Raw genomic sequence first — 25,478 nt, 5'->3', positions numbered from 1 at the left:
GTACCCTGCAAGTGAGAAGCACGAAATCACGGAAAGGCGGGCGTAACCATGGCGCAGTTTGTTGATCGTGCGGTTCTGCACCTGCAAGCGGGCGACGGCGGGCACGGTTGTGTCTCCGTGCACCGCGAAAAGTTCAAGCCACTCGGTGGGCCGGACGGCGGCAACGGTGGACACGGTGGGGACATTGTCCTCGAGGTGTCGACCCAGGTGCACACGCTGCTCGACTTTCAGTACCGGCCGCATGTGAAGGCTGAACGTGGTGCAAACGGCGAGGGCGATCACCGCAATGGCGCCCGGGGCGAAGACCTCATCCTCCATGTGCCCGTCGGCACTGTCGTACGCAGTGAAGATGGCGAGATACTCGCCGACCTCACCGTTCCGGGGACGAAGTTTATTGCCGCAGAAGGCGGTTTTGGCGGGCTAGGTAATGCAGCACTGGCCACCGCGAAGAGGAAGGCCCCGGGGTTCGCACTGAAGGGGGAACCTGGTGAAGCGCATGATCTCATTCTTGAGCTGAAGTCTGTCGCAGATGTGGGCTTGGTGGGTTTCCCATCGGCCGGTAAGTCATCCCTCATTTCAGTACTGTCCGCTGCGAAGCCGAAAATTGCGGACTACCCGTTCACCACACTTGCGCCCAATCTCGGCGTGGTCGACGTCGGCGACGACACGTTTACCATCGCCGACGTGCCGGGACTTATTCCGGGTGCCAGCGAAGGGAAGGGGCTCGGTCTTGATTTCCTTCGCCACATCGAGCGAACCGCCGTGCTCATTCACGTGGTCGATGTTGCGTCACTTGAGCCTGGGCGCGATCCGATCTCGGATATTGAAGCACTCGAGGCTGAGCTTGATAGCTACGCCGAGGCACTCGACCACGATTCCGGGCTCGGGGACCTTCGCCAACGGCCAAGGGTCATCGTGCTGAACAAGTTGGATATTCCCGACGCGGCGGAGCTTGCAGAGTTCCTGCTCAGTGACATCAAGGACAAGTTTGATTGGCCGGTGTACTTCGTGTCCACAGTGACTCGCGCGGGGCTCGAAGAGCTGAAGTGGGCGATGTGGGACGTTGTGAAGAAGTCGCGTGACGCGCAGCGTAAAGCAGCTCGAAAGGCCGCCGGTGCGAGCGGCAACGCACTGGGCGCGGAGCCGCAGATCATCCGACCACGCGCAGTGGGGAGAAAAGGGCGGTCCGGTTCCGGCATCACTGTCGAGCGCGATCCGCTGTACCCCGAGGGCTGGATTGTTACGGGCGAGAAAGCTGAGCGATGGATCCGGCAAACCGACTTTGACAACGACGAGGCAGTGGGCTATCTCTCCGACCGTCTGGAAAAGGCTGGTGTTGAGGACGAGCTCCGTCGGATCGGCGCCAAGGAGGGCGATACGGTCACGATCGGTGAAATCTCGTTTGATTGGGAACCGATGCGTGGCGGCGACCCGACACTTGCTGGCCGCGGTGGCGACGCTCGCCTCTACGACACGAATCGCGTCTCCGCGGCAGAACGCAAGCGTGCCTCGCAGGCTCGCCGTGGCCTGATCGATGAGTTTGATTACGGCGACGGTGAAGAAGCCGAGCGGAAGCGCTGGGAGGGCTAGCAACCCATGGCCTCTGAATCCCAGCTGCGTGCACAAATTGCTGCGGCGCGCCGGGTCGTGGTGAAGATTGGTTCGAGTTCCTTAGTCAATGAGGATTCGGCAGTCAGCACTGCGAAAATCGACGCGCTCGTGGATGCAATGCATGCACGTATGAGCACGGGAACAGACATCATCGTCGTCTCGTCTGGTGCTGTTGCGGCCGGCTGCAAGCCGCTGGGTCTGCACCAGCGTCCGCGCGATCTGGCGACCAAGCAGGCCGCCTCAGCAGTGGGACAAGTCCATCTTGCTCAGGCTTGGGGGTCGTCTTTTGCACGCTACGGGCGAACCACCGGCCAGGTGCTGCTGACGCAAGCAGACGCAGGGGCACGCGAGCGTGCGCGCAACGCGCAGCGGACCATTGACCGGCTGCGGCAGCTTGGCACGGTGCCAATCGTGAACGAGAACGATACGGTCGCCACGACAGAAATGCGATTTGGTGATAACGACAGGCTCTCGGCCATCGTAGCCACGCTGACTTCGTCGGACGCACTCGTGCTCTTGTCCGACGTCGACGGGTTGTATGACCGAAACCCCTCCGACCCCAATGCAACGTTCATCAGTGAGGTTCGCAGTGGCCGCGACCTCGAGGGAGTCGCTGCGGGCGACGGAGGCGCGTTCGGAACCGGGGGTATGGCGGCCAAAGTGTCGGCGGCGCGGCTTGCGGCGCGGGGTGGGGTACCGGTGTTGTTGACGTCGGCAAGCAATATTGACCAGGCGCTCGGTCCGGCCGATTGCGGGACGGTATTCCATACACGACCGGAATCACAGTTACGGGCGTGGAAGTTCTGGGCGCTCTATGCGGCAGACGCAGAGGGCGTGCTGCGCTTGGACGCCGGCGCGGTTGACGCGGTGACTCGGGGTGGGACGAGTTTGCTCGCGGTGGGTATTACTGATGTCGAGGGCGATTTTCACGCAGGCGACATTGTAGAGATCCTCGGCCCTGACTCCGAGGTCGTTGCGCGCGGTGAAGTTGCATTTGATGCCGCAGAGCTCCATGGGATGTTGGGCAAGCACACTACCGAGCTGGAAGAATCCAAGCGTCGGCCGGTAGTGCATGCGGACTACCTTTCTCAGTACGCGAGCCGCCTGTAGCGATTACTGTGGGGGCATGAAGTACGCATTTTTGCCCTCACCGTGGAAAGAGTCCGCGGACCACCTGCGCGCAGCGGGTCATGAATTGGTCGACCTTTCGGAGAACCCTGACTTGCTGATCTTCCGCGGCGGACCGTCGGATTTCCCCGCTGAACTGCCGGATAGCGTCAAGGTCGTGCAGATCGGTTATGCGGGTGTTGAGCAGCTGCTTGAAGCTGGAATTCTTGCCCGCCACGCTGAGCGCGGTGTCCGTTTTGCCAACGCAGCTGGAATTTACGATGACACGGTTGCAGAAGCTACGCTGGCACTGCTCCTCGCTGTGCTCCACCGCCACAAGGCAGTGTCTCGCGAGTGGAACCAGGAGCAACTCTTTGGCGAAACTGAGTACCTTTTTGACACGAAGAAGCTCGCGATCATCGGCGCGGGTGGAATCGGGAAGAAGCTCATCGAATTTGCCGCGCCGTTCGGCGTTGAGATTACCGCGGTGAATCGGTCGGGCCGTGACGTCAACGGGGCTGAACGCACCGTTGCCATGGGGGATGTCGAAGCGATGGAGGTTGTGTGGTCCGAATCCGATTGTGTCGTTCTCCTGGCGCCACTGACTCCGGAAACTCGACACTTGGTTGATGCCTCGGTGCTGGCGAAGATGCGGAATAACGCGGTGATCGTCAACGTAGGGAGGGGAGCGCTGATTGATACGGAGGCGCTGACAACAGCCTTGCAAGACGGCGCTTTTGCGGGTGCCGGATTGGATGTAACGGACCCCGAACCGCTGCCTGCAGACCATCCGCTCTGGGAGATGGATAATGTGGTGATTACGCCCCACACTGCGAACATTCCGCGCTTTATGGCCCGCCGGGTTGGCGCGCTTGCGGCCAGAAACTGGGAGTTGTTTGCCGCGGGCGAATCGATGAGCACCGAAGTCGACGTCGAGGCGGGGTACTAGAATGAGTGGAAACACAGCAGCGGATGGCACTGCCCAATCCGGTTACAAAACGGTGTCTGTGGAGGAACTCGCGCGTGAAACGAAGCGGGTCGCGCCGCTGCTTGCGAAAATATCGACCGCGGTGAAGAACCGCGTTCTCATTGCTACCGCGGGTGCTCTAGTGGAGCGAGTGGACGAAATCCTGGCCGCCAACGAGAAGGACATCGAGGCGGCGCGCGCCAACGGTATGTCAGAGGCGATGGTGGACCGTCTGGCGCTCAGCCAACAGCGTGTCGAGGCGATGGCTGCCGGCCTGGAGCAGGCGGCGAACCTCGGCGATCCCATCGGCGAGGTGCTCCGAGGTCATACCATGCCTAACGGCATCCGCATGCGACAAGTTCGCGTTCCACTCGGGGTGATGGGCATGGTCTACGAAGCACGACCCAACGTCACCGTTGACGCATTCGGGTTGGCGTTGAAGTCAGGCAACGCCGCGCTTTTGCGGGGCTCGAAGTCGGCGGTTCATTCCAACTCCGCCTTGGTGACTATTATCCAGGACGCCCTCCACCAGTTCGACCTCCCGCGCGAAGCGGTGCAACTCCTGCCGTGTGAGAGTCACGATTCGGTGCAGGAACTCATCACCGCGCGCGGTCTAGTGGACGTTGTCATTCCGCGCGGTAGCGCGGCGCTTATCGATGCAGTCGTTCAACACGCCACTGTTCCGACTATTGAGACCGGTACCGGCAATTGTCACTTTTACATTGACCGTGACGCCCATCTCGATGACGCCATAGCGATGCTCCTCAATGGCAAAACCCGCCGGTGCTCCGTATGTAACGCGACGGAGACAGTGCTTATCGACGCCGCGCTCCCGGACGCAGACAAACTCCGAATCGTCCAATCATTGCAGGAAGCGGGGGTGACGGTGCACGGCGACGTCGAAAAGCTTGGCGCGTTTCAGGCGCAAGGAATTATTGAGGCTACCGAGGCTGATTGGGCTGAGGAGTACCTTTCGATGGACATTGCGTGCGCCGTGGTTGAGAGCGTCGACGGTGCGACTCAGCACATCGCTGCGTACAGCAGCGGGCACACCGAGGCGATCGCGTCGCTGAACGCGTCGACGCTGCAGCAGTTTGCCGATTCGGTCGATGCTGCGGCAGTCGTGCTGAACGCTTCGACTGCCTTTACTGATGGCTTTGAATACGGAATGGGCGCAGAGATTGGTATCTCGACCCAGAAGTTGCACGCGCGCGGACCGATGGCACTTCCCGAGCTGACCAGCACAAAGTGGATCTTGGAGGGGGCTGGTCAGACCCGCCCGTGATCGTAATGAGACATTGGTGGCAACTGGCTATATGCTCATTGGCGTGTTAAATTCTCATGCCAATCTCCGCGCTCGCCTCTGCGCGATTGTCATCGCCCTGGTTGCCGCAATTACCGTTGTCGCGAGTCCGCTGAGCCCGACCCCAAAGGCCGAAGCGCAGCACCGATGCCCAGCCGTCGCCTTTGTTGCCGCACGCGGGTCCGGACAAAACGACCAGATTTTCCGCACAAGCTACTCCCCGCAGGCGCCGTGGGTGTCGAACGGCTGGGAAGGGCAGACGATCCGTGCCTTCCTCCGCCACGCTGAGGGGCGTTACGCGGCCACGCACGGCGGCAATTCCCTGATGAAGGACGTCGAAGTACTCGGCCTTGAGCCTCGTTTCTACCCGGCTGTGTACCCCGAGTATGAGGTCCCCAACGTCATTGCACCGACGACAGCGCTGCAGGCGTTTAGCCTCGCAATGCAATACTCCGTCCCCGTGCTCCGCATGGCGATGCGCGCCGGGAACGAGTTCCTCGACTCTGTGCAGGTTGGTCGCACTGGCGTGATGGCCATGATCAACGGGTACGAAGCCACGACGGGCTGCCACCCGCAGTACATCCTGTCGGGATACTCCCAGGGCGCGATGATCATGCTTGAGCACGAGCGTGAGCTCGCGCGGCGCGGCCAGCTCGCCGGTGTGGTCTACTTTGGCAATCCGAATACCGCTGCCGGTGACCCGTCCACCGTTGGCGTGCCGGGCGGTGGCGCGGGTGGCATTCTCGGATTCCTGCCGTTTAACTCCCGCACGGCCGCTGGCACTGGCAACCGCGTGAACTACTGCCTGCCCCTCGATGGTGTCTGCGACCTTTCCGTGCAAACGCTGCGCGCTTCTCAGGGAAACGGCGGTAATCACGGGCGCTACTTCATCTGGGGCTCCCGGTGGGACAACCAGGTATCGGACTCGTTCGGCAGGTTCGTGGACCAAGTCCGCTACTAGGCCAATTGCCGCGGTCCGGTCAGAAAAGCGGAGTCATGGCATCATACGAACGACGTCCCGCGTACGCTAAGCAGCATGGACGACGCTTTTGCAGACTCGTTGGATGATGCCGCGCGCATTGGCATCATGGGCGGCACCTTCGACCCCATCCACCATGGGCACCTCGTCGCCGCGAGTGAGGTCGCGGACCGCTTCCAGCTCGACGAGGTGGTGTTTGTGCCCACAGGTAACCCGTGGCAGAAGGCGGGACGCACAATTACTGCCGCTGAAGACAGGTATTTGATGACGGTGATCGCCACAGCGTCAAATCCGCGGTTCTCTGTCTCTCGCGTCGACATTGACCGGGGAGGGCCCACCTACACGATGGACACGCTGCGTGATCTCCGCGAGCAGTTTCCCAACGCGCAGCTGTACTTCATCACGGGAGCGGACGCGCTGAGCTCGATTATGTCGTGGCGCGACTGGGAGCACATGTTTGAGCTCGCGGAATTTGTCGGCGTGACGCGCCCCGGTTACGAGCTCAGCGAGGACATGTTTCCGGAGGAAATTCAGCGGCGCGTGCATCTGATTGAGATTCCAGCAATGGCGATTTCATCGACCGACTGCCGGGAACGGTCAGGACAGGGGAGGCCAGTCTGGTATTTGGTTCCCGACGGCGTCGTGCAATACATCGGGAAGAACCAGCTCTACCAGTAAGTGGCAATTTGCGCGCTCATCGTGGGAGAATGGGGGGCGCATTATTGTTATCAGCGAAAAGGAATTGCTTCTTGAGTGCAGCGCAGGTCTCCATCGATCAAGCCACGATTGCCGCTAAGGCGGCCGACGAAAAGCTTGGCACGAACATTGCCGTCCTCGATGTCTCCCAGGTCATGGGCATCACGGACATTTTTGTAGTCGTCTCTGCAAGCAGTGAGCGGCAGGTCGCTTCCATTGTCGATGAGGTCGAGTCTGAGCTCACTGCGGCTGGACTCGAGCCGAAGCGCCGGGAAGGGAACCGTGAGTTCCGCTGGGTGCTGCTTGACTACGGAAACTTTGTGGTCCACGTGCAGCGCGAAGCGGAGCGCGAGTTTTACGGCTTGGACCGGCTGTACGCCGATTGCCCGGCGATCTCGGTTGAGGGCATCGCGCCGTATGAGCGCCCGAGCGATTTCGGAGACGTTCGCGAGGTCGAAACCTTGGAAGACCTGCCGCTTGCCGGTGAGGTCGCGGAGGACGAAGACTAACGCTTGACGACGCCCACCCCGTCAGCAACCAACGTCGTTGATCCCCTTTTCAACGCGCCACATTGATTACGAGCAAAGGAGCGCCGATGCAGCGCCGGCTAATTCTGCTGCGGCACGGGCAAACTACATATAACGCGACCAACAGGATGCAGGGACACCTAGACTCCCCGCTTTCGGAGACCGGTTTGGCGCAGGTGCGGTCGGCTGCGGAATTGGTGGCCAAGCTCGGAGTGTCAAAGATTGTTGCTTCCGATCTCCAGCGTGCGGCAAATACTGCGCAGATCATCGCGGATCGGCTGGGGCTTCCCGTGTCGACTGATGCTCGGCTCCGAGAGACCCACCTCGGCGAGTGGCAGGGCAAGTCGCACGCAGAAGTCGATGCGGCCCACCCAGGTGCGCGGGCTCGCTGGCGCAACGATGCCGCGTGGGCACCACCAGAAGGGGAAAGCCGCGTCGAAGTTGCGCAGCGCGCGCGTCCGGTTGTTGAGGAGCTGCTTGCAGAATACGACGCGTGGGATGACTCCGCGGTGCTCCTGGTTGCGCACGGAGGGACGATCTCGGCGCTGACAGCGAACCTGCTGGGACTTGACGTGTCACAATTCCCATTATTTAAGAGCCTAGGCAATACAAATACAGCGCGCCTGTACGCGATGCCTGCCTATAGTGAGCCCGATGCCGGAATGCAGTGGTACCTCGAAGCCTGGAACCAAGGGCTGGTCGTGCCATGACGGTGCGCGTAGTCGTTGATTCTGCAGCGGGACTCTCGGAGGAGCTCCTGCGAGAGTTGGATATTGCCGTGGTTGACCTCCACGTGCTGGACGGGGACGAGGGGGCGTCGACAAGCGGACTCACCGCTATCGAGCTTGCTGCGTGCTACGGCCGCCAACTCGAGCGTGGAGGCGACGACGGCGTCGTCGCCTTGCATCTGTCGAAATCGTTTTCTTCAACGTGGTCCGCGGCTGTCCAGGCGGCGGGAGTCTTTCCTGGAAACGTGCGAGTGGTGGACACAAACGCTGCCGGTATGGCAGTTGGAGCCGCAGCGATGGCGGCGGCAACGATTGCACGTGAGGGAGCTGATTTGGACGAATGCGAGGAGATGGCACGGGCCACGATCGAGCGCTCCGAAACGTGGTTGTACTTGAGCCAGCTTGATGACCTTCGTAAGAGCGGGCGGCTTTCAACTGGCACGGCGGTGCTGTCTGCAGCACTGTTGGCAACGAAGCCCATTCTTCGGTTGCACGAGGGAAAATTCGAGCTGGCGGGGAAGACGAGGACGCAGACGAAGGCGTTTGCCAAGCTGGCAGAACTTGTGATGGAGCGCGCTGAGGACCTCCCTGTGTTTGCTGCGGTCCAACACGCCGAATGCGAGGACGCTGCTGAGCAGTTGGCGGAAACACTCAGAGAGGTGCTGCCAAACGGGTCACGCGTACTTGTCGCGCCTCTGGTGGATGTGCTCGCAGTTCACACCGGTAGTGGGGCTATTGGACTTTCGGTCGTCTTCTCTTCGCAGGGGCGGCCTGCGGCGTAATTCGCCTGCGTGATCTTCGTCGGTGCCCCACGGGCCAGATTCACTTACTTGCGATGTTGAGTGAATAGTGCGTTTCCTCTTCCGAATGATTCGAATAGTGCGTATAATCGCGATATGGAATCTTTAGCAAGAATTAAAGAACTCACTCGTCCAACGGGGGAAGAGGATCTCCTCAACGTAAAATATCCGCCGCCGCGCATCCAGGTGGCTCCAAAACATGCCATCAGCGCGGTGGTGCTCGTATTTCTGGCGGTCGGTGGGTGGGCCATCACCCGCCCACCCTCTCACAGCGAATCTGTGCCCCAGTGGGAATCGACTGCAACTGAAGCAGAATCCAGTGGCCAAATCGTGGTTTCCGTGATCGGGCAAGTGGAAAACCAGGGGCTTGTCACGCTGCAAGACGGAGCCCGAATCGCGGATGCCGTTAACGTGGCACGGCCAACCGGTGACGCGGACATCTACCAGCTCAACCAAGCGCAGTTGCTCGTCGACGGCCAACAGATCCTTGTGCCAAGCAAAGGCGCGCCGCCGGTTCCTCACGAGCTCGGAGCTGGCGGTGCCCAGTCGGGCGGTGCGCCTCCGGCGCGTGGCGCAGGTGGGCTCGTTTCACTCAACTTCGCTACAGCAGAAGAGCTGACCAGTCTTTCAGGTGTTGGTGACGCCACAGCGGCGGCGATTGTTGCCCACCGGGAGTCAAACGGCCCGTTTGCCAAGCTGGAGGACCTCATGGACGTCAAGGGGATCGGCCCAGCCAAATTTGACGCCCTCAAAGACCAGATCACGCTGTAGCTATGCAGGAACTCCGACTCGCTCCGGCAGCCCTCGTCGTGTGGGGAGCAACCATCTGCTGCCTGCTCATCGGCCTGCTCCCCGCAGGCTTCTTTGTAGTGGCGACAGCATTGGTGTTTTTCTGTGCGCGGCAAAAGGGGCAGGCGATCCTGGTCGCCGGACTTGGCGCTGCATCCCTTATTTGTACGTCTCTGCGTATCCGTATTGCAACATCCTTTGCACTGAGCCACGAGGTTGGTCGCAGTGCAGAATTCCCCGCTACGGTGCTTGGCCAGCCTAAGCCGTTGAGCTCGGGCGGGTTCCTTACAAACGTGAGCCTTGATGGCTACCCAGCGAAGATTCCAGTCTTCGCACCGGAGCTGGATGACTCTGTCGTTTCAGGCGCAAGCGTAGCGGTATCTGGCCAGGTACGGGAGTCCACGTTTCCTGGGATCGGGACGGTGACAGTAAACGGCGAAGTGGACACTGTGGCTGCGCCGCGCGGTTATGCCGCGTTTGCGCACCATGTCCGTGCGACATTTGGACAATCTGTGCAGGCTAATGTTGGGGATGCTGCGGGAGGCCTCATCCCGGGAATGGTACTTGGGGATACGCAATATCAAACCGAGGCGGAGCAACAGGCATACATTGACACGGGGCTGAGCCATCTGTCTGCGGTGTCTGGTGCGAACGTGGCAATTGTGACAACGTTTGCGATCGTCGTCGCATCGCTTGTAGGCCTTGGATTGCGGGGGCGCCTCATTGCCGCGGCGATAGCACTGTCGCTCTTTGCCGCGCTGATTGGTCCAGATCCGAGCGTGCTGCGTGCGTCTGTGACCGGATTGGTCGGTGTCGTGGCGGTGGTGGCGTCATCAAGAGTCGAGCCCATTCACGCGTTGTGTTTGTCGGTGATCGTCTTGATTTTTATCGACCCAGACCTGGCGGTGCATTTCGGTTTTGCGCTGTCCATCGCGGCTACTGCCGGGATTGTCGCGCTCAACCCACTGCTTTACCGCGCCCTTGCAGTTACCGGGTGGCCGGACATTGCGGTTCGAGCGCTGGCTGTAGCAATCGCTGCTGACCTTGCGACGATACCAATCATTGCGCTGATGACGGGACAGGTCTCGCTTGTCTCGGTGGCTGCGAATGTCCTCGTCGCCCCAGTGGTTCCCCTCATCACGGTCCTCGGCTTGATCGCGGTGGTTCTCGCGTTGCTGCCAGGAGGCCTCGAGGTGGTGCTCCTGCGCGCAATAGAACCGTTCGCGTGGTGGGTCCACAAGGTCGCAACATGGGGATCGGAGATGCCTTTTGCGCTTATCGACGCCACGCCAGCGTCCGCACTCGTCGCCTACGGATGGATCGTCGCGGGCCTGGTCGCGGGACGCCCGAGACTGACGTTAGCCACGATTGTGTCGTTGATCCTCGTGATGCAGGCCCCCTTTTCCGGACATGGTCGCACGCTTGATCCGGGGCAGCTTACTGCACACGTCGTAGAAAGCAAGGAAGACGTCGAACCAATTCCAGCCGGAACCCAGGTTGTGGTGGTGCTTGAATCCGGGCGGCCACACTCGCGGCCGGTGCAAACGGCATCCGGTATCCCGGTGCTGTTTCCCAACCGTGATGGCCCCGTGCGACTCTACGCCGATGGCACGCAGGAGCTTCGCGGTTCCGGCCCCTAAGATGGTGGACATGCTCAACCCCGTGCACCTCGTACTCGGTGAAGAGGCGTTTCTTGCGGAGCGCATCACCAACGAGATCATCGACCAGATTGGCCCTGCTGCGGAGGTCTCCACGCTGCGTGCAGGCGACGTCACCGAAGGCGAAATCGCGATGGCAACAAGCCCATCCCTCTTCGCCGAAGAACGTGTCGTGGTGGTGAAAAAGGCAGAAATAGCGGGAAAAGATCCCACCCAGGTGCTCCTGAACGCATGTATGGATCCTGCCCCGGGCATGACGCTCATCATCGAGCACACCGGCGGTGGGCGCCAAAAAGCGATGGTAAAGAAATTCCAGAAAATCGCTGAAGTACATCCAGCAAATCCGGTTGGCCCTCGGGACCGACCCGCATGGGTTACATCCGAGTTTCGTCGACACGGCGTTCGCCCGCATCAGGATGTCGTCGCCGCGCTGCTTGAATCTGTGGGATCTGACTTGCGGGAGCTGGCGTCCGCTGTCAGTCAGCTCGTGGCGGACACAAACGGCGAAATCACGGTCGAAGCAGTCCGTCAGTATTACACGGGCGTTGCAGAAGTAGCCGGGTTCGATATTGCGGAACTCGCGCTGCAGGGCCGTGCGGACAAAGCGTTGGCGTCGACGCGCCGGGCGTTGCAACTGGGCACGGATCCTGTAGCTATTGCAGCGGCGTTGGCGTATAAGGTCGGCGACCTCGCAAAGCTGCAAGGGGAGCGTGGGGACCCAAATCAGCTTGCCAGGGTTGTCGGTATGCCACCGTATGGGGTGAAGAAGACCATGCAGCTCGCGCGACGGTGGTCTTCTGAGGCAGTGTCGCAGGCCGTGATCATCGTGGCAGACCTGGACGCAGAGGTGAAAGGCAATGGCGGTATTCCCGAGTTTGCGGTGGAGAACGCTGTCCGCCGCCTCGCACAGCTCGCGTGATAGTTTTTCGGTATGACCAGTGAGCGCACGAGCAATCCTGCCCACCAAGACGAGAAGATTCCCGAGGAAGTACGGGAATTTGCCACAAAGATGTTCAACTTGGCACGTTCCGGCCACGTATCGCTCTTGGATTACGTTGACGCCGGAGTGGATGTGAATTTGTCCAATCAGGACGGCAATAGCTTGCTCATGCTCGCCGCCTATTCAGGGCATGTGGATGTGGTCCGTGGTTTGCTCGGCCGTGGCGCAGATGTTGAACTCCTCAACTCCCGTGGCCAGAGCATCCTCGCCGGTGCGGTGTTTAAAGGCGACGAGAACATGGTGAGCGTGCTGCTTGCTGCCGACGCGAGCCCAGAGGCAGGGCAGCCTTCAGCGCGGGAAACTGCGCGTATGTTTGGCCGCGAAGATCTGCTGGGACCGACCGCATGATCGGGTTCGGGGACCTGGCTGTCATCGTCGGCCTGAACTTGCTCGGTGCGGCATCACCGGGGCCGGACATTATTCTGGTTACGCGGACAGGGACTCGGTCGCGCACCCATGCGTGGGCCACGACCCTGGGGACCCAAACTGGGGTGCTGTTGTGGTGCACGTTGACAGTGATCGGTGCGACTGCGCTCCTCAACGCATTTCCGTGGGCGCTCGAGGCCGTGCAGGTATTGGGCGGCGCTTTCTTGGCATGGATGGGGATCGGCAACGTACGTAGCGGTTGGGCAGAGAGGAGGAAGCCTCCTCCAAATACGGTTGAGGCTGCACGCCGACTCGGCACGCCACGGGCCAGCTACATTCGAGGGCTGACCACGAACCTGGCGAACCCGAAAATTGTTCTCGGCCTCTCAGCGATGATCGCCCCGCTACTGCCAGCGCACCCTTCGGCGCTGACGGCGGTTGTCGTTATCTTGGCGCTGTGGCTGAGCTCATTCGCGTTGTTTGCGGCGTATACCCAGTTCATTTCTACAGATCGCGTCCGGCGCCGGATGCTAGGGGCAGGCCCCTTCATCGACATCGGCGCTGGCTGCTTCTTTTTCGTCGTCGGTGTTGTGCTCTTTCTACGCGGCGCACTCGCATTGGGGCAGTAACGTGCAAGGCTGCGGCATAGTCCCCGCAGCACCGCTTTGGCACCGCGTTAGAGCTCGTTGAGGACGAAATTGACGGACTCCGTCGTCGCGTCTGGGTTGGTAAACCACGTGTGGCCGCCACCGTCGACGCGCTCAAGCCGAGTGGGCGTGAGACAACTCGTGGGCTCAAAACTGGTGGAAAACGCTCCGGGGGTTTCAATGAGCTGCGTCGAGCAACCGTTCTTCCGGCCAAACGTAGCAAACACACGGTCGACGGGTTGAAAGTGCGCGCCGTGTCGGGTTCCGCCGAAATACCCCACGACGTCGTCGTTCGTCCCGTGCAGCAGGAGCGTCGCCACGTCGCCGGACGTGCAGTTGCTCACGGTCGGGTCGTAGTACGCACCGGCAGCCGAAGCAACTGCTTTGACCAATTCTGGTGCGTGGCACGCCAACGCGGCAGCCATGCCACCGCCGTTGGATAGCCCGATCGCAGCAACGTGGTCCCGCTCGCCACCGAAGTTGGTCGCAACATCGTCGATCGCGGCACGGACGAAGTCGATGTCGTTGTCCACAGTCGTGTCAGCGTATGGTGCGCCGCCCCAAGCATTGTTGATTCCTTGCGCATAGATAATGATTGCGTCACGAGCGACCGATTCGAGTCGCATGTATTCACGCGAGCGCTCAGCAGAATGCTGCCAACCGCCAAAGGCGATGATGACCGGGTAGGCATCGCCTTGGTGATAGTGGGCGGGCAGTACGACGTTGAACTCGCGGGTTCTACCGCCTGCCTGCACGGTGCGACGTCGAAGCGACCCTCCGCCTTCATAGTCACCGTCGGGAGCAGCGTTCTTCGACGACCCGTCGGTGCCCACAATCGGAAGCGCAACGCCCAGTACCGCGATGAGTGCGATGAGGACGCCAATGCGCTGCGCCACCACCGGATCTACCCCGGGAAGCTGAGGGAAAGCTCCGTTCAGGCCGCGTGGCGGGCTCTTGAGAAGCTCTTCTGCGAGCGACGCATTCGTGGCAGGCAGGACGCCGACCGAGGCGTCCTGCGGGCGGCTCTCCGCAGGGGTATCCGCGGAAGCGACGGCAAGGAAGCCGTCCTCCTCGCTGAATGCAACCGCGGTGCTGAGGGCGAGTGCAGTGGTCAATGCGGCCGCACTCATTGTTCGTCGCCACGATCGTGGCAGGCGCGGCGCTCGGGGATTGGACGATTGGGAAATGATCACCCGGCAATCGTAATCCAACCTGGGAGCAAGTATTGCGCCTCCCGTGCGCGAATATGAAAAAGCTCCCGCGCCGACCTTGCGGCCGGGGCGGGAGCGACGACGCTCAGCGTCAGTTACGCCATCTTGTTTAGGGCGGTAGCCATGTTGGACTTCTTGTTCGCCGCGCTGTTGCGGTGGTAGACGCCCTTGGTCACAGCCTTGTCAAGCTTGCGGGAAGCCACGCGGAGCTGAGCCTCTGCGACAGCCTTGTCGCCGGACTCGACAGCCTCGCGGAACTTGCGGATCTCGGTGCGAGTGGCGGAACGGATGGACTTGTTGCGCAGACGACGCTTCTCGTTGGTGAGAACGCGCTTCTTCTGCTGCTTGATGTTTGCCATGATGTACCTCTTGGTCTTTCGTAAAAACGGATCGGTTCGTGTCGATCTCCCGGAAGCGGGGAAGAAACTGCCTGGCTGTAGCGACCCTCGTCGGCGTGCGCCGTGCGTTGGTCTACGCGGACCCAAGGTCCTGACCGCGTCGTCAAGCAAGCCCCGAAATGCCCCGGGCTGAAACAACCACTCAAACCTAGCAGTTCAGCAGGAGAAACCCCAAAACGTGGGCTACTCCCAGTCGAACCTGTCGCGCAGGCGGTTTGCTACACGCTCGAATCGGCGCTGCGGGATGATGGTGCCGGAACGGTGCAGGTCACTTTCCGGCACAATCATTGTCTTGTCCAGGCGCACCCAACAGGGCTTTCCAGAGGCGTTCCATTCGCCGGCACCGATGCCCAGCCAGCGTTCGTCGCTGGCGTGCTCGGCTTCGGAGGAGATGAGCAAGCCGAGAACTTCGCCGCGTTCGCGGCCGACGACCAGCATCGAGCGTTGCCGTGGCGGGTGTGAGGGGACGGTGACCCAGACAACCTCGCCGGGTTCGGCGTTGCCGTCCATATCGGGTGCGTAGTAAATGTTGCGTGGCAGGTGCGCCGTCGGCCTCACCGTGACGTAAGTGGCGGTGCGGGGCTCGTGCGCCGGGTTGCGGGTCCCCAGGCGCTCGTTGAGTAACGCGAGCCCCTGGTCCAGCGAACCTACGCGGTGCTCGTCTTTGCTCCCGCGGTTGCGCCTGATCAGCTTGGACGTTGTCGCCTTGATCTTGTTCAGCGGTTGAAAGCTTCTGGGCCTTTTGGTCGGGCGCGGCTTGTCGCCCTGAGGGGTGGGGTCTCCGTGTGATTCCACGCTGCTGAACCTTCCGTCCGTGTTGCTGGACACTCTAGGCGTTCGCAGCGGGCGGGACAAGTGGTTTCGCGTGGGTTGTGCCCGGTAGGATGGTGAAACTATGGCTGCCACTACGAAAAATTTTGCGGAAGAGACGTTTACTTCGCCCGAGCGGATCCGAAACTTCTGCATTATCGCCCACATTGACCACGGCAAATCTACCCTCGCTGACCGGATTTTGCAGTTGTCAAACGTGGTGGCTGCGCGCGAGATGCGCGATCAGTACCTGGACAACATGGATATCGAGCGCGAGCGTGGCATCACGATCAAGGCGCAGAATGTGCGCCTTCCTTGGACGCCTACGACCGGTGAGTACGCCGGTCAGGACACGGTGCTGCAGATGATTGATACCCCCGGCCACGTGGACTTTTCCTATGAAGTTTCGCGTTCCCTCGACGCGTGTGAGGGCGCAATCTTGCTTGTCGACGCAGCGCAGGGGATCGAGGCCCAAACCTTGGCCAATCTGTACATGGCCATGGAGAATGACCTGGAAATCATCCCCGTGCTGAATAAAATCGATCTGCCCGCCGCAGACCCGGATAAGTACGCGGGGGAGATTGCCAACATTATCGGTTGCGAGCCGGAGGACGTGCTGCGCGTCTCCGGGAAAACCGGCGAGGGCGTGGCCGAGCTGCTGGACAAGGTGGTCGAGCTCGTTCCGCCGCCGACGTCGGAACACGGCCCGGACGCGCCTGCGCGCGCCTTGATTTTCGATTCGGTCTACGACACCTACCGCGGTGTGGTCACGTACGTGCGCATGATGGACGGCAGGCTCGAGCCGAATCAAAAGGTGCAAATGATGAATACCGGCACCACGCTGGAGATCCTCGAGATCGGCGTCGTCTCTCCAACCATGAAGAAGACGAAGGGGCTGGGCCCGGGCGAGGTCGGCTACCTGATCACCGGTGTGAAAGATGTGCGCGAGACGCGCGTGGGTGACACGGTGACCTGGGCGCAGAAGGGCGCCACCGAGGCGCTGGAGGGCTTCGAAGACGTCAAGCCGATGGTCTACTCGGGCCTGTTCCCGGTCAGCCAGGAGGATTTCCCAACATTGCGTGAGAGCCTGGAGAAGCTCCAGCTCAACGACGCCTCCTTGACTTGGGAGCCCGAAACGTCGGTGGCCCTGGGCTTCGGCTTCCGCTGCGGATTCCTCGGCCTCCTGCACATGGAGATCACCCGCGACCGCCTCGAGCGCGAGTTTGACCTGGACTTGATTTCCACGGCACCGTCGGTCACCTACCGCGTGATCGCCGAGGACGGCACTGAGCACCTCGTGCACAATCCGTCGGATTGGCCGGGTGGCAAGTTGCAGCAGGTCTTTGAGCCGGTGGTCAACATGACGATCATCGTGCCGCAGGAGTTTGTCGGCTCCACGATGGAGCTGTGCCAGTCCAAACGCGGTCAGATGAAGAACATGGAGTACCTGTCCGAGGACCGCGTAGAGCTGCGCTACATCATCCCGCTCGGCGAGATTATTTTTGACTTCTTCGATATGCTCAAGTCGCGCACGAAGGGCTACGCCTCGCTCAACTACGAGGAGGCAGGTTGGCAGGAGTCGGACCTGGTGAAGGTAGACATCCTCCTACAGGGCGATCCCGTGGATGCGTTTTCCGCGATCGTGCACCGCGATTCCGCGCAGTGGTATGGCAACAAGATGACGAAGAAGCTCAAGGAGCTCATCCCACGCCAGCAGTTTGAGGTGCCGGTGCAGGCGGCGATTGGTTCGAAGATCATCGCCCGCGAAAACATTCGCGCGATGCGCAAGGACGTCTTGTCGAAGTGCTACGGCGGCGACATCTCGCGTAAGCGCAAGCTGCTGGAGAAGCAGAAGGCAGGTAAGAAGCGCATGAAGGCGATCGGTTCCGTGACGGTGCCACAGGAGGCGTTCGTGGCGGCCCTGTCTACCGACGAGGGGTAAAAGCGGCAATCAGCGCCGCGGACACCACCGTCGCGACTGTGCCCAGGGGACCGGAGCTTATCGACGCCCCCATCACCCACACGTTTCCTACCAGGTGCAAAGCCCACGCGGCCTCGATTCCGTCGGTGCGCCAGGTCAGCCACGCCGCGCAGGCGGCAAACACGGCGACGTCGACAATCGTGCCGGTCCCGCCCGTGTGCAGCGCAATGAACGCGAGCGCGGGCATGCCGTAGGCGATAGCAGGGTGTGTGCACCAGCGTCCGAATGCGCCTGAGCCAATGATCTGGGGGAGCGCGGCGCGGAACACGAGCTCTTCTGCTGCCGATTGCAGCGTGATCACGGCGCACAGCGCACACACCATTGCAACCGAGCGCGTTTCGCTCACCGGGGCGGGCTCCCCGCTGACGCGTGCCCACACGACGGTGCCTGCCGTGGCGGCAGCGTAGAGACCAACCGCGAGGGCGAGGGCACGCCCCGCTACGGGCCACCTGATGCGCCGCGTAGTTGACACCAGTGACGCGGGGTGGCGTCCGGTGCACGCGGCGGCGAGGGGAGCCGCCGGCAGCGTCGCTGCGAGAATCAGCAGCGGCTCAAAGAGTGCTCGCTGCGCGGGGTCGTCGAGCAGGATCCCGCGCGAGCTGCACAACTGGATGGCGAGCGCGGCGGCGACGCCGAAGGCGGTGGCAAACGCCGCGAGCAGCGCGAGCTCCGCTGTGCGAACCCACGTGCTGCGCCCGGGGCGCGCGTCGGCGGTGCGATGGAGCGGTACCGTCATGCGCGCACGCTCCCGCCAGCAGTCGCAGTGACTGTCAGCGAGAGTTCTGCAGACGCACCCGGGGCGAGCTCAACACCTTCGCGGTTTTCGCCCAGGAGCGCGGGTTCGACGCAGACGAAGCGGGTCCAGTCGTCCGCGCGCAGCCCGTCGGCGGCGGCGCATTCCTCAGGGCCTGGGTTCCACACCACGACGTGGTCGGTGCCCTGGGTGCGGAAGGCGAGGGCACGGTGGTCGTCGATAAGCATGCAGTCGTTGGTGGTGCGAATGACGCTGTCGACCTCCCGGCCGAAGGCGAGATCGCCGTCAATCGTGAGCTCCGCACCCGCGACCTTGTCAAAGTAGGGCTGGTCGGCGAGACCGGTGACGCGTGCGCGCGCGGTGTCAACGGCCCAGTAAGGGTGGAGCGCGAGCTGAATACGGCGAGACTCCTCGTCCTCATTGACCGCACGCAGCGTGAACGTGGGCTCGGGGCCGCGGCGGACGGTGTAGATCAGGCGGAGGCGATCGTTGCTGAGTTCCGCAGTGGTGGTCTCGCCAGTCTCCTCGATGACTATCCACGGCAGGGCGCGCGCCCACCCGTGCATCTGCGGGCCCAGCGTTTGTGCGAACCACGGCGCAACCACGGGGACGCCGCCGTGTTCGGGCCCGGCGGACGAGTTGAACAGGAGGTCGCCGGTGAGGTGGGGGAGGGTTCGCAGGTGGGCATCGGTGGTTGGCATGGGGGCAACCTTACTGCCAATGATCGGCAGCGCGATGAGTGCGAGGGCAAACGCGCCAAGTTGGCCGACGACAGGCAGCAGGACGCGCGCCGATTCCAGATCAATAAGACCGGAAAACCTTGTGTACGAGACAGTGACGTTATTGACAATGTGCAGCGCCACCGAAAGCTCGATCCCGCCCGAGCGGTGGACCAACAGCGAGGCAATGAGCGCGAAGACCACAATGGTGACCATGCCGCCGCCGCCCGCAGTGTGCCCGACGACGAAGATCGGCAGGGCCAGTAGGTATGCGAGCCACGGCGAGCGCATCCACGCGCCGAAGCTTTGCACAACCACTCCGCGAAAGAGCAGCTCTTCTGCGAGACACTGCAGCGGCACCAGGCTGAGCACGATGGCGACGCTCCAGAAGAAAGTTGGGTCCAACGGGGCAGGGGGCGCGCCGTATATGGCGATGTCGGCAACGAGCGTGAGCAGGCCTGGCGCGGCAAAGACCGCGAGCGCGGGCAGGAAGTAGCGCCACCGGAACCGTCGCTCGACCGACCAGAGCGCGCGCACGTCGCGCCCTGAGGACCACGCCGCTACGAACGCGGCCGGGACCGTCATCGCGAGCGCGCCGAAGCCAACCAGCATCGATGTGGGGGTGCCGTCCGCAATACGACCGATACTCTCTTTGCCGTTGATGAGAATGAACGCGACCACCCACACTGCCTGGAGTGCGACGAACAGTGCAGCGGCGACTGCGATCTCAAGAAGCGGGCGCCACCAGCGGTACGGACGGATGCGGTCGCGGCGCGCCAGGCGGTGGAAGGCGGGGATCATGCGGGGAGTGTCTACGATCGCAGGCATGGAGTCAACTGTAGAGGTCACCCGAGGCCAATGGTCCGTCTTCGCTCGCGTGTTGGGAGACACCGACGCCCCCGCGTTGCTGTTTTTGCAGGGAGGGCCGGGCTCGCCCGCGCCGCGCGAGCGATTCGCGTGGATTGAAGAGGCGCTGCGCCGCGGTTACCGAGTCGTGCTGCTGGACCAACGCGGCACGGGCCGGTCGACGCGCGTCGACGCCGCCACGCCCGAGCTCATCAACGCCGATACGCTTACGGAGCTGCGCGCGCCGGAGATCATCAAGGACGCGGAGGCGGTCCGCGAAAAGCTCGGCATCGAGCGCTGGGACGTGCTGGGGCAGTCTTTCGGCGGGTTCTGCCTGCTGCACTACTTGGCGGTTGCGCCGGAACATATCGGGGTGGCGATGTTTACGGGCGGGTTGGCGTCGATAAGCGAGGGCCCCGACGCGGTGTACGAGGCGACGTTTGCCAAGCTGCGCGCCCGCCACCGCGCGTTCAACCGCAGCTACCCGGAGGCAGAGCGCACGATGCGCGAGGTGTGCCGCCACCTTGAGGCTGCCGAGGAGCACCTGCCAACGGGCGAGCGGCTCACCGCGCGCCGCTTCCGTACCGTCGGCATTGAGCTTGGGCGCGAGGGCGGCTTTGCGACGCTCGCGAGCCTCCTCGAATCCCCCTTCCACCCCAATGGACGCCTGCGCACCGACTTCCTCGCAAGCGTTGGGCAACGCGTTAGCTTCGCTCCCAACCCGCTCTACGCCGCTATCCACGAATCCATCTACGGCGGCACCGTGCCGGGGGCGACGAACTGGTCTGCCGAGCGGGTCTCGCGCACCATCGCGGGGTTCGGTCCCGACGCCTCGCCGGACGACAACGAGTTCTACCTCACCGGCGAACACATCTTCCCCTTCCAGTTCGACGAGGACCCCGCGTTGCGTCCGTTCAAGGACGCGGCGCACGCACTCGCGGAGAAAACGGATTGGGGCAACCAGTACGCGGGCCTCATCGACGGCGCGTCGGCGCACGAGGCTGCGGGAGGCAGGCGCGTTGCAGCCGTCTACACCGGCGACATCTTCGTACCTCGCGAGCTGTCGCTGGCCACCGCGGAAGCGCTGGGTGTGAGCGTGTGGGAGACTGCAACGTACCAGCACGACGGCCTTCGCCGACACGGGACGGAGGTCATTGGGCGGCTGCTAGAGATGGCTGCGCAGCGGTAGTGCGTGTGGGGTGCACGCGCGGTTGCGCGCGGGCTATGATCGGGGCATGCAACGACCGGTTCCCCGCGAGCAAGTGCAGTTGAGTCCCGCCGAGGCGCACGAATTTGATGACCTCACGGCCGTGTTTGAGCGGGTTGAGGAGCACCTGCTGAGTTGGTCTCTGGTGCCCCGCATCCGCGACTAGCGCGCAGCCCCCGGCAGCTCGTCACCGGAGTTTGGGTACGACGGCTGGGCACCGGGGCGCTGAACCGAAAACGCGCCGACGCGCGCCGCGTAGGCGGCCGCGTCATCCAGCGAGTCGCCGGCGACGAGCCGGAAGCACAGGGCGCCCGCGAACGAGTCCCCGGCGCCGACAGTATCTACCGCCGTCACGCGCGGGCTCGCAATGTCGCGCAGGCCGTCAGCGTCGGCGACGAGCGCGCCCGCCGCACCAAGCGTGAGCACGACGGACGCAACCCCCGCGTCGAGCAAGCGTTGCGCCAGTTCGGGCGGGGTTCCCGAGCCGTCGAGGCCAAGCTGCGCCAGGATCAAGCCGGCCTCGTGTTCGTTGGCAAGCAGCGGATCGGCCGCGAGCAGCGCGTCGCGCGGCACGTCGACAACGGGCGCAAGGTTAATCACCACCCGCCCGTGAGCCAGCTTAACGGCCTCGGCGAACCCGTCCGCCGGGATTTCGCCCTGCAGCAAGACCAGTGGCGCCTGTTCGATGGGGGCACGGTGCGCGCGCACGAACGTTGCGTCGACCAAAGCGTTTGCGCCGGGGATGACCAGGACGGTGTTTTCGCCGTCGGCGGCGACGGTAATCACGGCGAGCCCGGTGACGTCGTCGACGTCCTCGAGGTGGTCGAGGTCCACTCCAGCTTCGCGCATGAGCGCGGTCGCTGGCGCGGCGTTCGCGTCGCGTCCGACGGCGCCGACGAGCGCCACGCGCCCTCCAAGCTTGGCCGCCGCGCACGCCTGGTTCGCGCCCTTGCCACCGGCGGTGATACCACCGCCGCTGCCCAGCAGCGTCTCTCCGGGTGCGGGGTGCCGCGGCACGTTCACGGTCAGGTCAGCGTTGACGGAGCCGACGACAACAATGTCGGCTGTGGCTGTGGTGTTCGCTGTGTTGCTCGTTGCGGCGGGACGGGGTGCGCTGTGTTGGCTCATAGGTCCTCATCGTACGGAAGATCGGTCGGGGTCTCGTAAGGGATGATCGCGTCGAGGAGCTGGTGGGTGTACTCGTGCTGCGGGTCGGCCCAGATTTTTTCGGTCGCGCCGTGCTCGACGATGCGCCCGCGGTGCATGACCGCCAGCCGTGGGCACAGCTCGCGGGCAACTTGTAAGTCGTGGGTGACAAAGATGAGCGTGCCGTCGCCGACGGTGGAGCGAAGCAGGTCGAGCACCTGGTGCTGCACGGATGCGTCGAGGGCGGAGACGGGCTCGTCGGCAAGCAAGAGCCCGGGGCGCGGCGCTGCGGCGCGGGCGATTGAGATGCGCTGGCGCTGCCCGCCGGAAAACTCGCTCGGCAGCCGCGATCCCGTCCCACCGAGCTCGACGGCCTCAAGCATCGCGTCGGCGCGCTCGGCGTCGACGCCGGCCTCGCGGATGGAATCGCGCACGCGCATGCGGGGGTCCAGCGACGAGTACGGGTCCTGGAACACCATGTGCAATCGCTTGGAAACACTCACCTCACCGGAATCCGGGGCCAAAAGCCCCGCGATGACGTGCAGGAGCGTGGTCTTGCCGGAGCCGGACCCGCCGACGATGGCCACGCGGTCGCCCTCACGCACGGTGAGGCTGACACGGTCGAGTGCCCGCGTTGCCCCGCGGGTCAGTGTGACGTCGGCAAGCTCGACCACGGGTTGGCGCAGCTCACGGTCGTGCGTATGCGGATCTGCCGCGGGCGGGCCCGGCTGCGCGGCGCGTGCGAGCGACCGGGCGTACTCCCCGTCGGATTCCTCGATGCGCCCGCGGTGGAAGACAAGGGTGCGGTCAGTCATATGGTGCACGACCGCGAGGTCGTGGGAGATGAACAGCAGCCCCATGCCTCGCTCGGTGACGAGCGAGTCGATGAGGTCGAGGACCTCCGTTTGCGTCGTTGCATCGAGCGCGGTGGTCGGCTCGTCGCAGATGAGCACGTCGGGGTCCTGCGAGAGGGCGAGCGCAATGAGGACGCGCTGGCGCTGTCCGCCCGACAACTGGTGTGGGTACGCGTCCGGGCGATCCACGCCGACCTGGCGCAACAGGTCGCGGGGGACGAGCCGCCCAATCCTGGTCAGGGGATCCAGCGCCGTCATCGGTTCTTGGAACACCATGGCGACGCGTTGCCCGCGTACCTTTCGGCGGGTCCTGTCGCGGGTCCCCACCATCTCGATGCCGTCGACGGTGACCGAGCCTGAGGCCGGCGGAAGTCCAGGCTGGTCGGCGAGTCCCATGATGGACAAGGCGGTGAGCGACTTGCCCGAGCCGGATTCACCAATGATGCCGACCCGCTCGCCGCGTTCGAGGGTAAAACTGACGTGGTCGAGGACGCCGGGGATGGTCAGCCCGTCGACGGTGATGAACGGTGCCGACGAGCCGTCTGCGGTGCTATTCGCCAAAATCACTGTGCCCTCCGTTCGGTTCCGGTGCCGAGCAGGTTAAACCCGAGCACGGTCAGCGCGATGGCCAACCCGGGCCACAGCGCTAGGTGCGGGGACGTGGCCAAGAACGGCTGCGACGCCTGCAGCATGCGCCCCCACGACGCGTACGGCGCCGGGGTACCCAGGCCGAGGAAGGAGAGCCCCGCCTCCGCGAGGATTGCGAGCGCGAACGCAACTGACAGCTGCACCGTAATAATGGGTGCGATGTTGGGGAGGACGTGCCGCAGCGCGATGCGCCACCCAGCAACGCCAGAGATGCGTGCGGCGAGCACGTAATCCTGGTGCATGATCTGCATAGTGCCGACCCTGGCGACGCGGATGAATCCGGGCACGCCGGCAATGCCGACAGCGAGGATGACCACCCACATCGACGCACCGAACACGGCGGTAAAGACGATGGCCAGCAGCAGCGCGGGGAACGCCAGCAGCAGGTCCGCGCCCGCCATGACCACGCCGCCGCCGCGGCCTGCTGCGCCACGCATTCCGGCGAGGACGCCCAGTGGAACACCGACCAGGGCGGAACCGGCGACGGCGGCAAGCGAGACCGCAAGCGTGAGGCGTGCGCCGTCCATGATGCGAGACAGAATGTCGCGGCCGAGCTCGTCGGTCCCCATCCAGTGCTGCCAGCTGGAGCCGACCAGGCGAGCGGCAGGGTCGGCGTGTAGCGGGTCGTACGGAGTCCATACCAGGGAGAGCAGTGCGGCGAGCACTGCCACTGCGACGAGCACGAGCCCGAAGGTGCGCCCCGCTCCGAAGCGTTTACGCGTTGTCACCATTATGCGAACCTCCCCGGCCGCCCAGCTTGTCTTGTTCGCGGATCGATCGCGGCGTAGCTGACGTCCACCGCGAGGTTGACCGCGAGCGTAAACGCGACGATGCACATCATCACCGTTTGGACCGCGGTGAGATCGCGGGTCGACACGGCGTCGATAAGCATGCTCCCGAGGCCAGGCACCGCAAACACGCGCTCAATCACCACAGCGCCAACGATGAGGGTGGACAGTTGCACGCCCGTCACCGTCAGTACCGGCAGCGCGGCGTTGCGTAGCGCGTGGCGAGCCAGGGCAGTGCTTACCGACGCCCCGCTCGCCCTTGCCGTGCGCACATAGTCTTTCGTGAGCTCCTCCGAAATCGCGGCGCGCACGTAGCGGGTGAGGATCGATGCCTGCACCAACGTCAGCGCGAACACCGGCAGCACGATGTGCGACGGCGTGCCCCACCCGTTCGCGGGAAGCCAACCCAGTCGGACGGAGAAGCACGCGACGGCGAGGATGCCCACCAGGAATGAGGGGACCACGATGCCGACCTGGGTCAGCGCGTTGATGAGCGCGGCGTCGGCGTGGCCGCGGCGGCGCGCCAGGTAGGTGCCCGCCGGCACCGCGATGGCCAGCGAGCACACCATCGCGATGACGGTCAGCGTGAGCGACGCGCCTGCGCGCTCCGCCACGACGGGGGCGAGCTCAGTGCCGCTGGCCATGGAGATGCCGAAGTTTCCGGTGAGCATTCCACCTACCCAGTCCAGGTACTGGTCCACGAGCGGACGGTCGGTGCCCAGCCGGTGGGAGAGCTCCGCGACCGCCTCGTCGGTTGCGCTCACGCCGAGGGCGACGCGCGCCGGGTCGCCGGGGACGGCGCGGAGCAACACGAAGATGATGACGCTCGCGGCGAAGAGTAATAGGACAAAGCGCAGGAGCGCACGGCCGAGGCGCGCCGCGAACGCGGAAGCGCCATTCCTGGCTCTGCCGGTGCTGACCGCACGGTGCTCGCGCGA

26 protein-coding genes are annotated in these 25,478 nt (G+C 63.3%); 17 read left to right on the top strand and 9 right to left on the bottom strand.

Features of this window, described 5'->3' with window-relative positions; genetic code table 11:
- Positions 1-48: 48 nt before the first annotated feature.
- The 14 genes from obgE (at position 49) to CKJ85_RS04760 (ending at position 13,160) form a co-directional block, all read left to right on the top strand.
- Entirely contained in the window at positions 49-1,590 is a 1,542-nt protein-coding gene (gene obgE, locus CKJ85_RS04825) for a GTPase ObgE (RefSeq protein ID WP_095553604.1), read from the top strand.
- A gap of 6 nt (positions 1,591-1,596) precedes the next feature.
- Complete coding sequence (proB, locus tag CKJ85_RS04820; RefSeq protein WP_095553603.1) at positions 1,597-2,721, top strand: glutamate 5-kinase; 1,125 nt, start codon at positions 1,597-1,599, stop codon at positions 2,719-2,721.
- Positions 2,722-2,737: 16 nt separating this feature from the next.
- Positions 2,738-3,667 carry a D-isomer specific 2-hydroxyacid dehydrogenase family protein gene (locus tag CKJ85_RS04815; RefSeq protein ID WP_095553602.1) on the top strand — a complete coding sequence of 310 codons (930 nt, stop codon included), beginning with the start codon at positions 2,738-2,740 and terminating at the stop codon, positions 3,665-3,667.
- Position 3,668: 1 nt separating this feature from the next.
- Complete coding sequence (locus tag CKJ85_RS04810) at positions 3,669-4,970, top strand: glutamate-5-semialdehyde dehydrogenase (protein ID WP_095553601.1); 1,302 nt, start codon at positions 3,669-3,671, stop codon at positions 4,968-4,970.
- A 43-nt stretch (positions 4,971-5,013) separates the two neighbouring features.
- Positions 5,014-5,949, top strand: coding sequence for a cutinase family protein (locus tag CKJ85_RS04805; protein ID WP_233126955.1), 936 nt, complete (start codon positions 5,014-5,016; stop codon positions 5,947-5,949).
- Between the two features lie 75 nt (positions 5,950-6,024).
- Complete coding sequence (gene nadD, locus CKJ85_RS04800; RefSeq protein WP_095275454.1) at positions 6,025-6,645, top strand: nicotinate-nucleotide adenylyltransferase; 621 nt, start codon at positions 6,025-6,027, stop codon at positions 6,643-6,645.
- A 71-nt stretch (positions 6,646-6,716) separates the two neighbouring features.
- Positions 6,717-7,172, top strand: coding sequence for a ribosome silencing factor (rsfS, locus tag CKJ85_RS04795; RefSeq protein WP_095275455.1), 456 nt, complete (start codon positions 6,717-6,719; stop codon positions 7,170-7,172).
- An 86-nt stretch (positions 7,173-7,258) separates the two neighbouring features.
- Positions 7,259-7,900 carry a histidine phosphatase family protein gene (locus CKJ85_RS04790; protein ID WP_095553600.1) on the top strand — a complete coding sequence of 214 codons (642 nt, stop codon included), beginning with the start codon at positions 7,259-7,261 and terminating at the stop codon, positions 7,898-7,900.
- Entirely contained in the window at positions 7,897-8,700 is an 804-nt protein-coding gene (locus tag CKJ85_RS04785; protein WP_095275457.1) for a DegV family protein, read from the top strand. Before CKJ85_RS04790 ends, CKJ85_RS04785 begins: the two co-directional genes overlap by 4 nt.
- Before the next feature lie 114 nt (positions 8,701-8,814).
- Complete coding sequence (locus tag CKJ85_RS04780; RefSeq protein ID WP_095553599.1) at positions 8,815-9,489, top strand: helix-hairpin-helix domain-containing protein; 675 nt, start codon at positions 8,815-8,817, stop codon at positions 9,487-9,489.
- A gap of 2 nt (positions 9,490-9,491) precedes the next feature.
- Positions 9,492-11,147: a ComEC/Rec2 family competence protein gene (locus CKJ85_RS04775; protein ID WP_095553598.1), complete on the top strand. Its 1,656-nt coding sequence runs from the start codon at positions 9,492-9,494 to the stop codon at positions 11,145-11,147.
- 1 nt (position 11,148) lies between these two features.
- Complete coding sequence (gene holA / locus CKJ85_RS04770; RefSeq protein ID WP_095553597.1) at positions 11,149-12,084, top strand: DNA polymerase III subunit delta; 936 nt, start codon at positions 11,149-11,151, stop codon at positions 12,082-12,084.
- 12 nt (positions 12,085-12,096) lie between these two features.
- Complete coding sequence (locus CKJ85_RS04765; protein WP_095553596.1) at positions 12,097-12,513, top strand: ankyrin repeat domain-containing protein; 417 nt, start codon at positions 12,097-12,099, stop codon at positions 12,511-12,513.
- Positions 12,510-13,160, top strand: a complete 651-nt coding sequence (locus tag CKJ85_RS04760) for a LysE family translocator (RefSeq protein ID WP_095553595.1) — start codon at positions 12,510-12,512, stop codon at positions 13,158-13,160. Before CKJ85_RS04765 ends, CKJ85_RS04760 begins: the two co-directional genes overlap by 4 nt.
- Positions 13,161-13,207: 47 nt before the next feature.
- On the opposite strand, the gene CKJ85_RS04755 is transcribed toward CKJ85_RS04760, so the two are convergent.
- The 3 genes from CKJ85_RS04755 to CKJ85_RS12105 all read right to left on the bottom strand — a co-directional run bounded on the left by CKJ85_RS04755 (position 13,208) and on the right by CKJ85_RS12105 (position 15,582).
- Positions 13,208-14,293: a PHB depolymerase family esterase gene (locus tag CKJ85_RS04755; RefSeq protein ID WP_158221618.1), complete on the bottom strand. Its 1,086-nt coding sequence runs from the start codon at positions 14,291-14,293 to the stop codon at positions 13,208-13,210.
- Between the two features lie 191 nt (positions 14,294-14,484).
- Positions 14,485-14,748, bottom strand: a complete 264-nt coding sequence (gene rpsT, locus CKJ85_RS04750) for a 30S ribosomal protein S20 (protein ID WP_095553593.1) — start codon at positions 14,746-14,748, stop codon at positions 14,485-14,487.
- Between the two features lie 222 nt (positions 14,749-14,970).
- On the bottom strand, positions 14,971-15,582 hold the full coding sequence (locus tag CKJ85_RS12105; RefSeq protein ID WP_233126954.1) for a type II toxin-antitoxin system PemK/MazF family toxin: 612 nt from the start codon (positions 15,580-15,582) through the stop codon (positions 14,971-14,973).
- Positions 15,583-15,682: 100 nt separating this feature from the next.
- On the opposite strand from CKJ85_RS12105, the gene lepA reads away from it, so the two are divergent.
- A complete protein-coding gene (lepA, locus tag CKJ85_RS04740) occupies positions 15,683-17,539 on the top strand; it encodes a translation elongation factor 4 (RefSeq protein ID WP_095546509.1) in 1,857 nt (618 codons plus the stop codon).
- Here lepA and CKJ85_RS04735 read toward each other — a convergent pair.
- Together CKJ85_RS04735 and CKJ85_RS04730 are read right to left on the bottom strand one after the other, a co-directional pair.
- Positions 17,523-18,314 (bottom strand): CPBP family intramembrane glutamic endopeptidase, encoded by a 792-nt coding sequence (locus tag CKJ85_RS04735; RefSeq protein WP_095553592.1) that lies wholly within the window; start codon positions 18,312-18,314, stop codon positions 17,523-17,525. The genes lepA and CKJ85_RS04735 overlap by 17 nt on opposite strands.
- Positions 18,311-19,879 (bottom strand): type II CAAX prenyl endopeptidase Rce1 family protein, encoded by a 1,569-nt coding sequence (locus CKJ85_RS04730; protein WP_095553591.1) that lies wholly within the window; start codon positions 19,877-19,879, stop codon positions 18,311-18,313. Before CKJ85_RS04730 ends, CKJ85_RS04735 begins: the two co-directional genes overlap by 4 nt.
- Between CKJ85_RS04730 and CKJ85_RS04725 the strand changes: the two genes are divergently transcribed.
- Positions 19,878-21,086 carry an alpha/beta fold hydrolase gene (locus CKJ85_RS04725; RefSeq protein ID WP_233126953.1) on the top strand — a complete coding sequence of 403 codons (1,209 nt, stop codon included), beginning with the start codon at positions 19,878-19,880 and terminating at the stop codon, positions 21,084-21,086. The genes CKJ85_RS04730 and CKJ85_RS04725 overlap by 2 nt on opposite strands.
- Positions 21,087-21,132: 46 nt before the next feature.
- Positions 21,133-21,270 (top strand): hypothetical protein, encoded by a 138-nt coding sequence (locus tag CKJ85_RS12100; protein WP_173783194.1) that lies wholly within the window; start codon positions 21,133-21,135, stop codon positions 21,268-21,270.
- Here the strand turns inward: CKJ85_RS12100 and CKJ85_RS04720 are convergent.
- The 4 genes from CKJ85_RS04720 to CKJ85_RS04705 are packed head-to-tail and all read right to left on the bottom strand — an operon-like array spanning position 21,267 to position 25,397.
- Complete coding sequence (locus tag CKJ85_RS04720) at positions 21,267-22,232, bottom strand: ribokinase (protein WP_095553589.1); 966 nt, start codon at positions 22,230-22,232, stop codon at positions 21,267-21,269. The genes CKJ85_RS12100 and CKJ85_RS04720 overlap by 4 nt on opposite strands.
- On the bottom strand, positions 22,229-23,665 hold the full coding sequence (locus CKJ85_RS04715; protein WP_233126952.1) for an ABC transporter ATP-binding protein: 1,437 nt from the start codon (positions 23,663-23,665) through the stop codon (positions 22,229-22,231). The genes CKJ85_RS04720 and CKJ85_RS04715 overlap by 4 nt, the downstream gene beginning before the upstream one ends.
- Before the next feature lie 2 nt (positions 23,666-23,667).
- On the bottom strand, positions 23,668-24,483 hold the full coding sequence (locus tag CKJ85_RS04710) for an ABC transporter permease (protein ID WP_095553588.1): 816 nt from the start codon (positions 24,481-24,483) through the stop codon (positions 23,668-23,670).
- Complete coding sequence (locus CKJ85_RS04705) at positions 24,483-25,397, bottom strand: ABC transporter permease (protein ID WP_198947144.1); 915 nt, start codon at positions 25,395-25,397, stop codon at positions 24,483-24,485. Before CKJ85_RS04705 ends, CKJ85_RS04710 begins: the two co-directional genes overlap by 1 nt.
- Positions 25,398-25,478 lie beyond the last annotated feature (81 nt).

The organism is Corynebacterium sp. NML 150383 (assembly GCF_002285085.1).
In the GTDB taxonomy this organism is placed as follows: domain Bacteria; phylum Actinomycetota; class Actinomycetes; order Mycobacteriales; family Mycobacteriaceae; genus Corynebacterium; species Corynebacterium gottingense.
The sequence above is the reverse complement of the archived record's forward strand: the minus strand, read 5'-3'. Positions and strand labels throughout refer to the sequence as shown.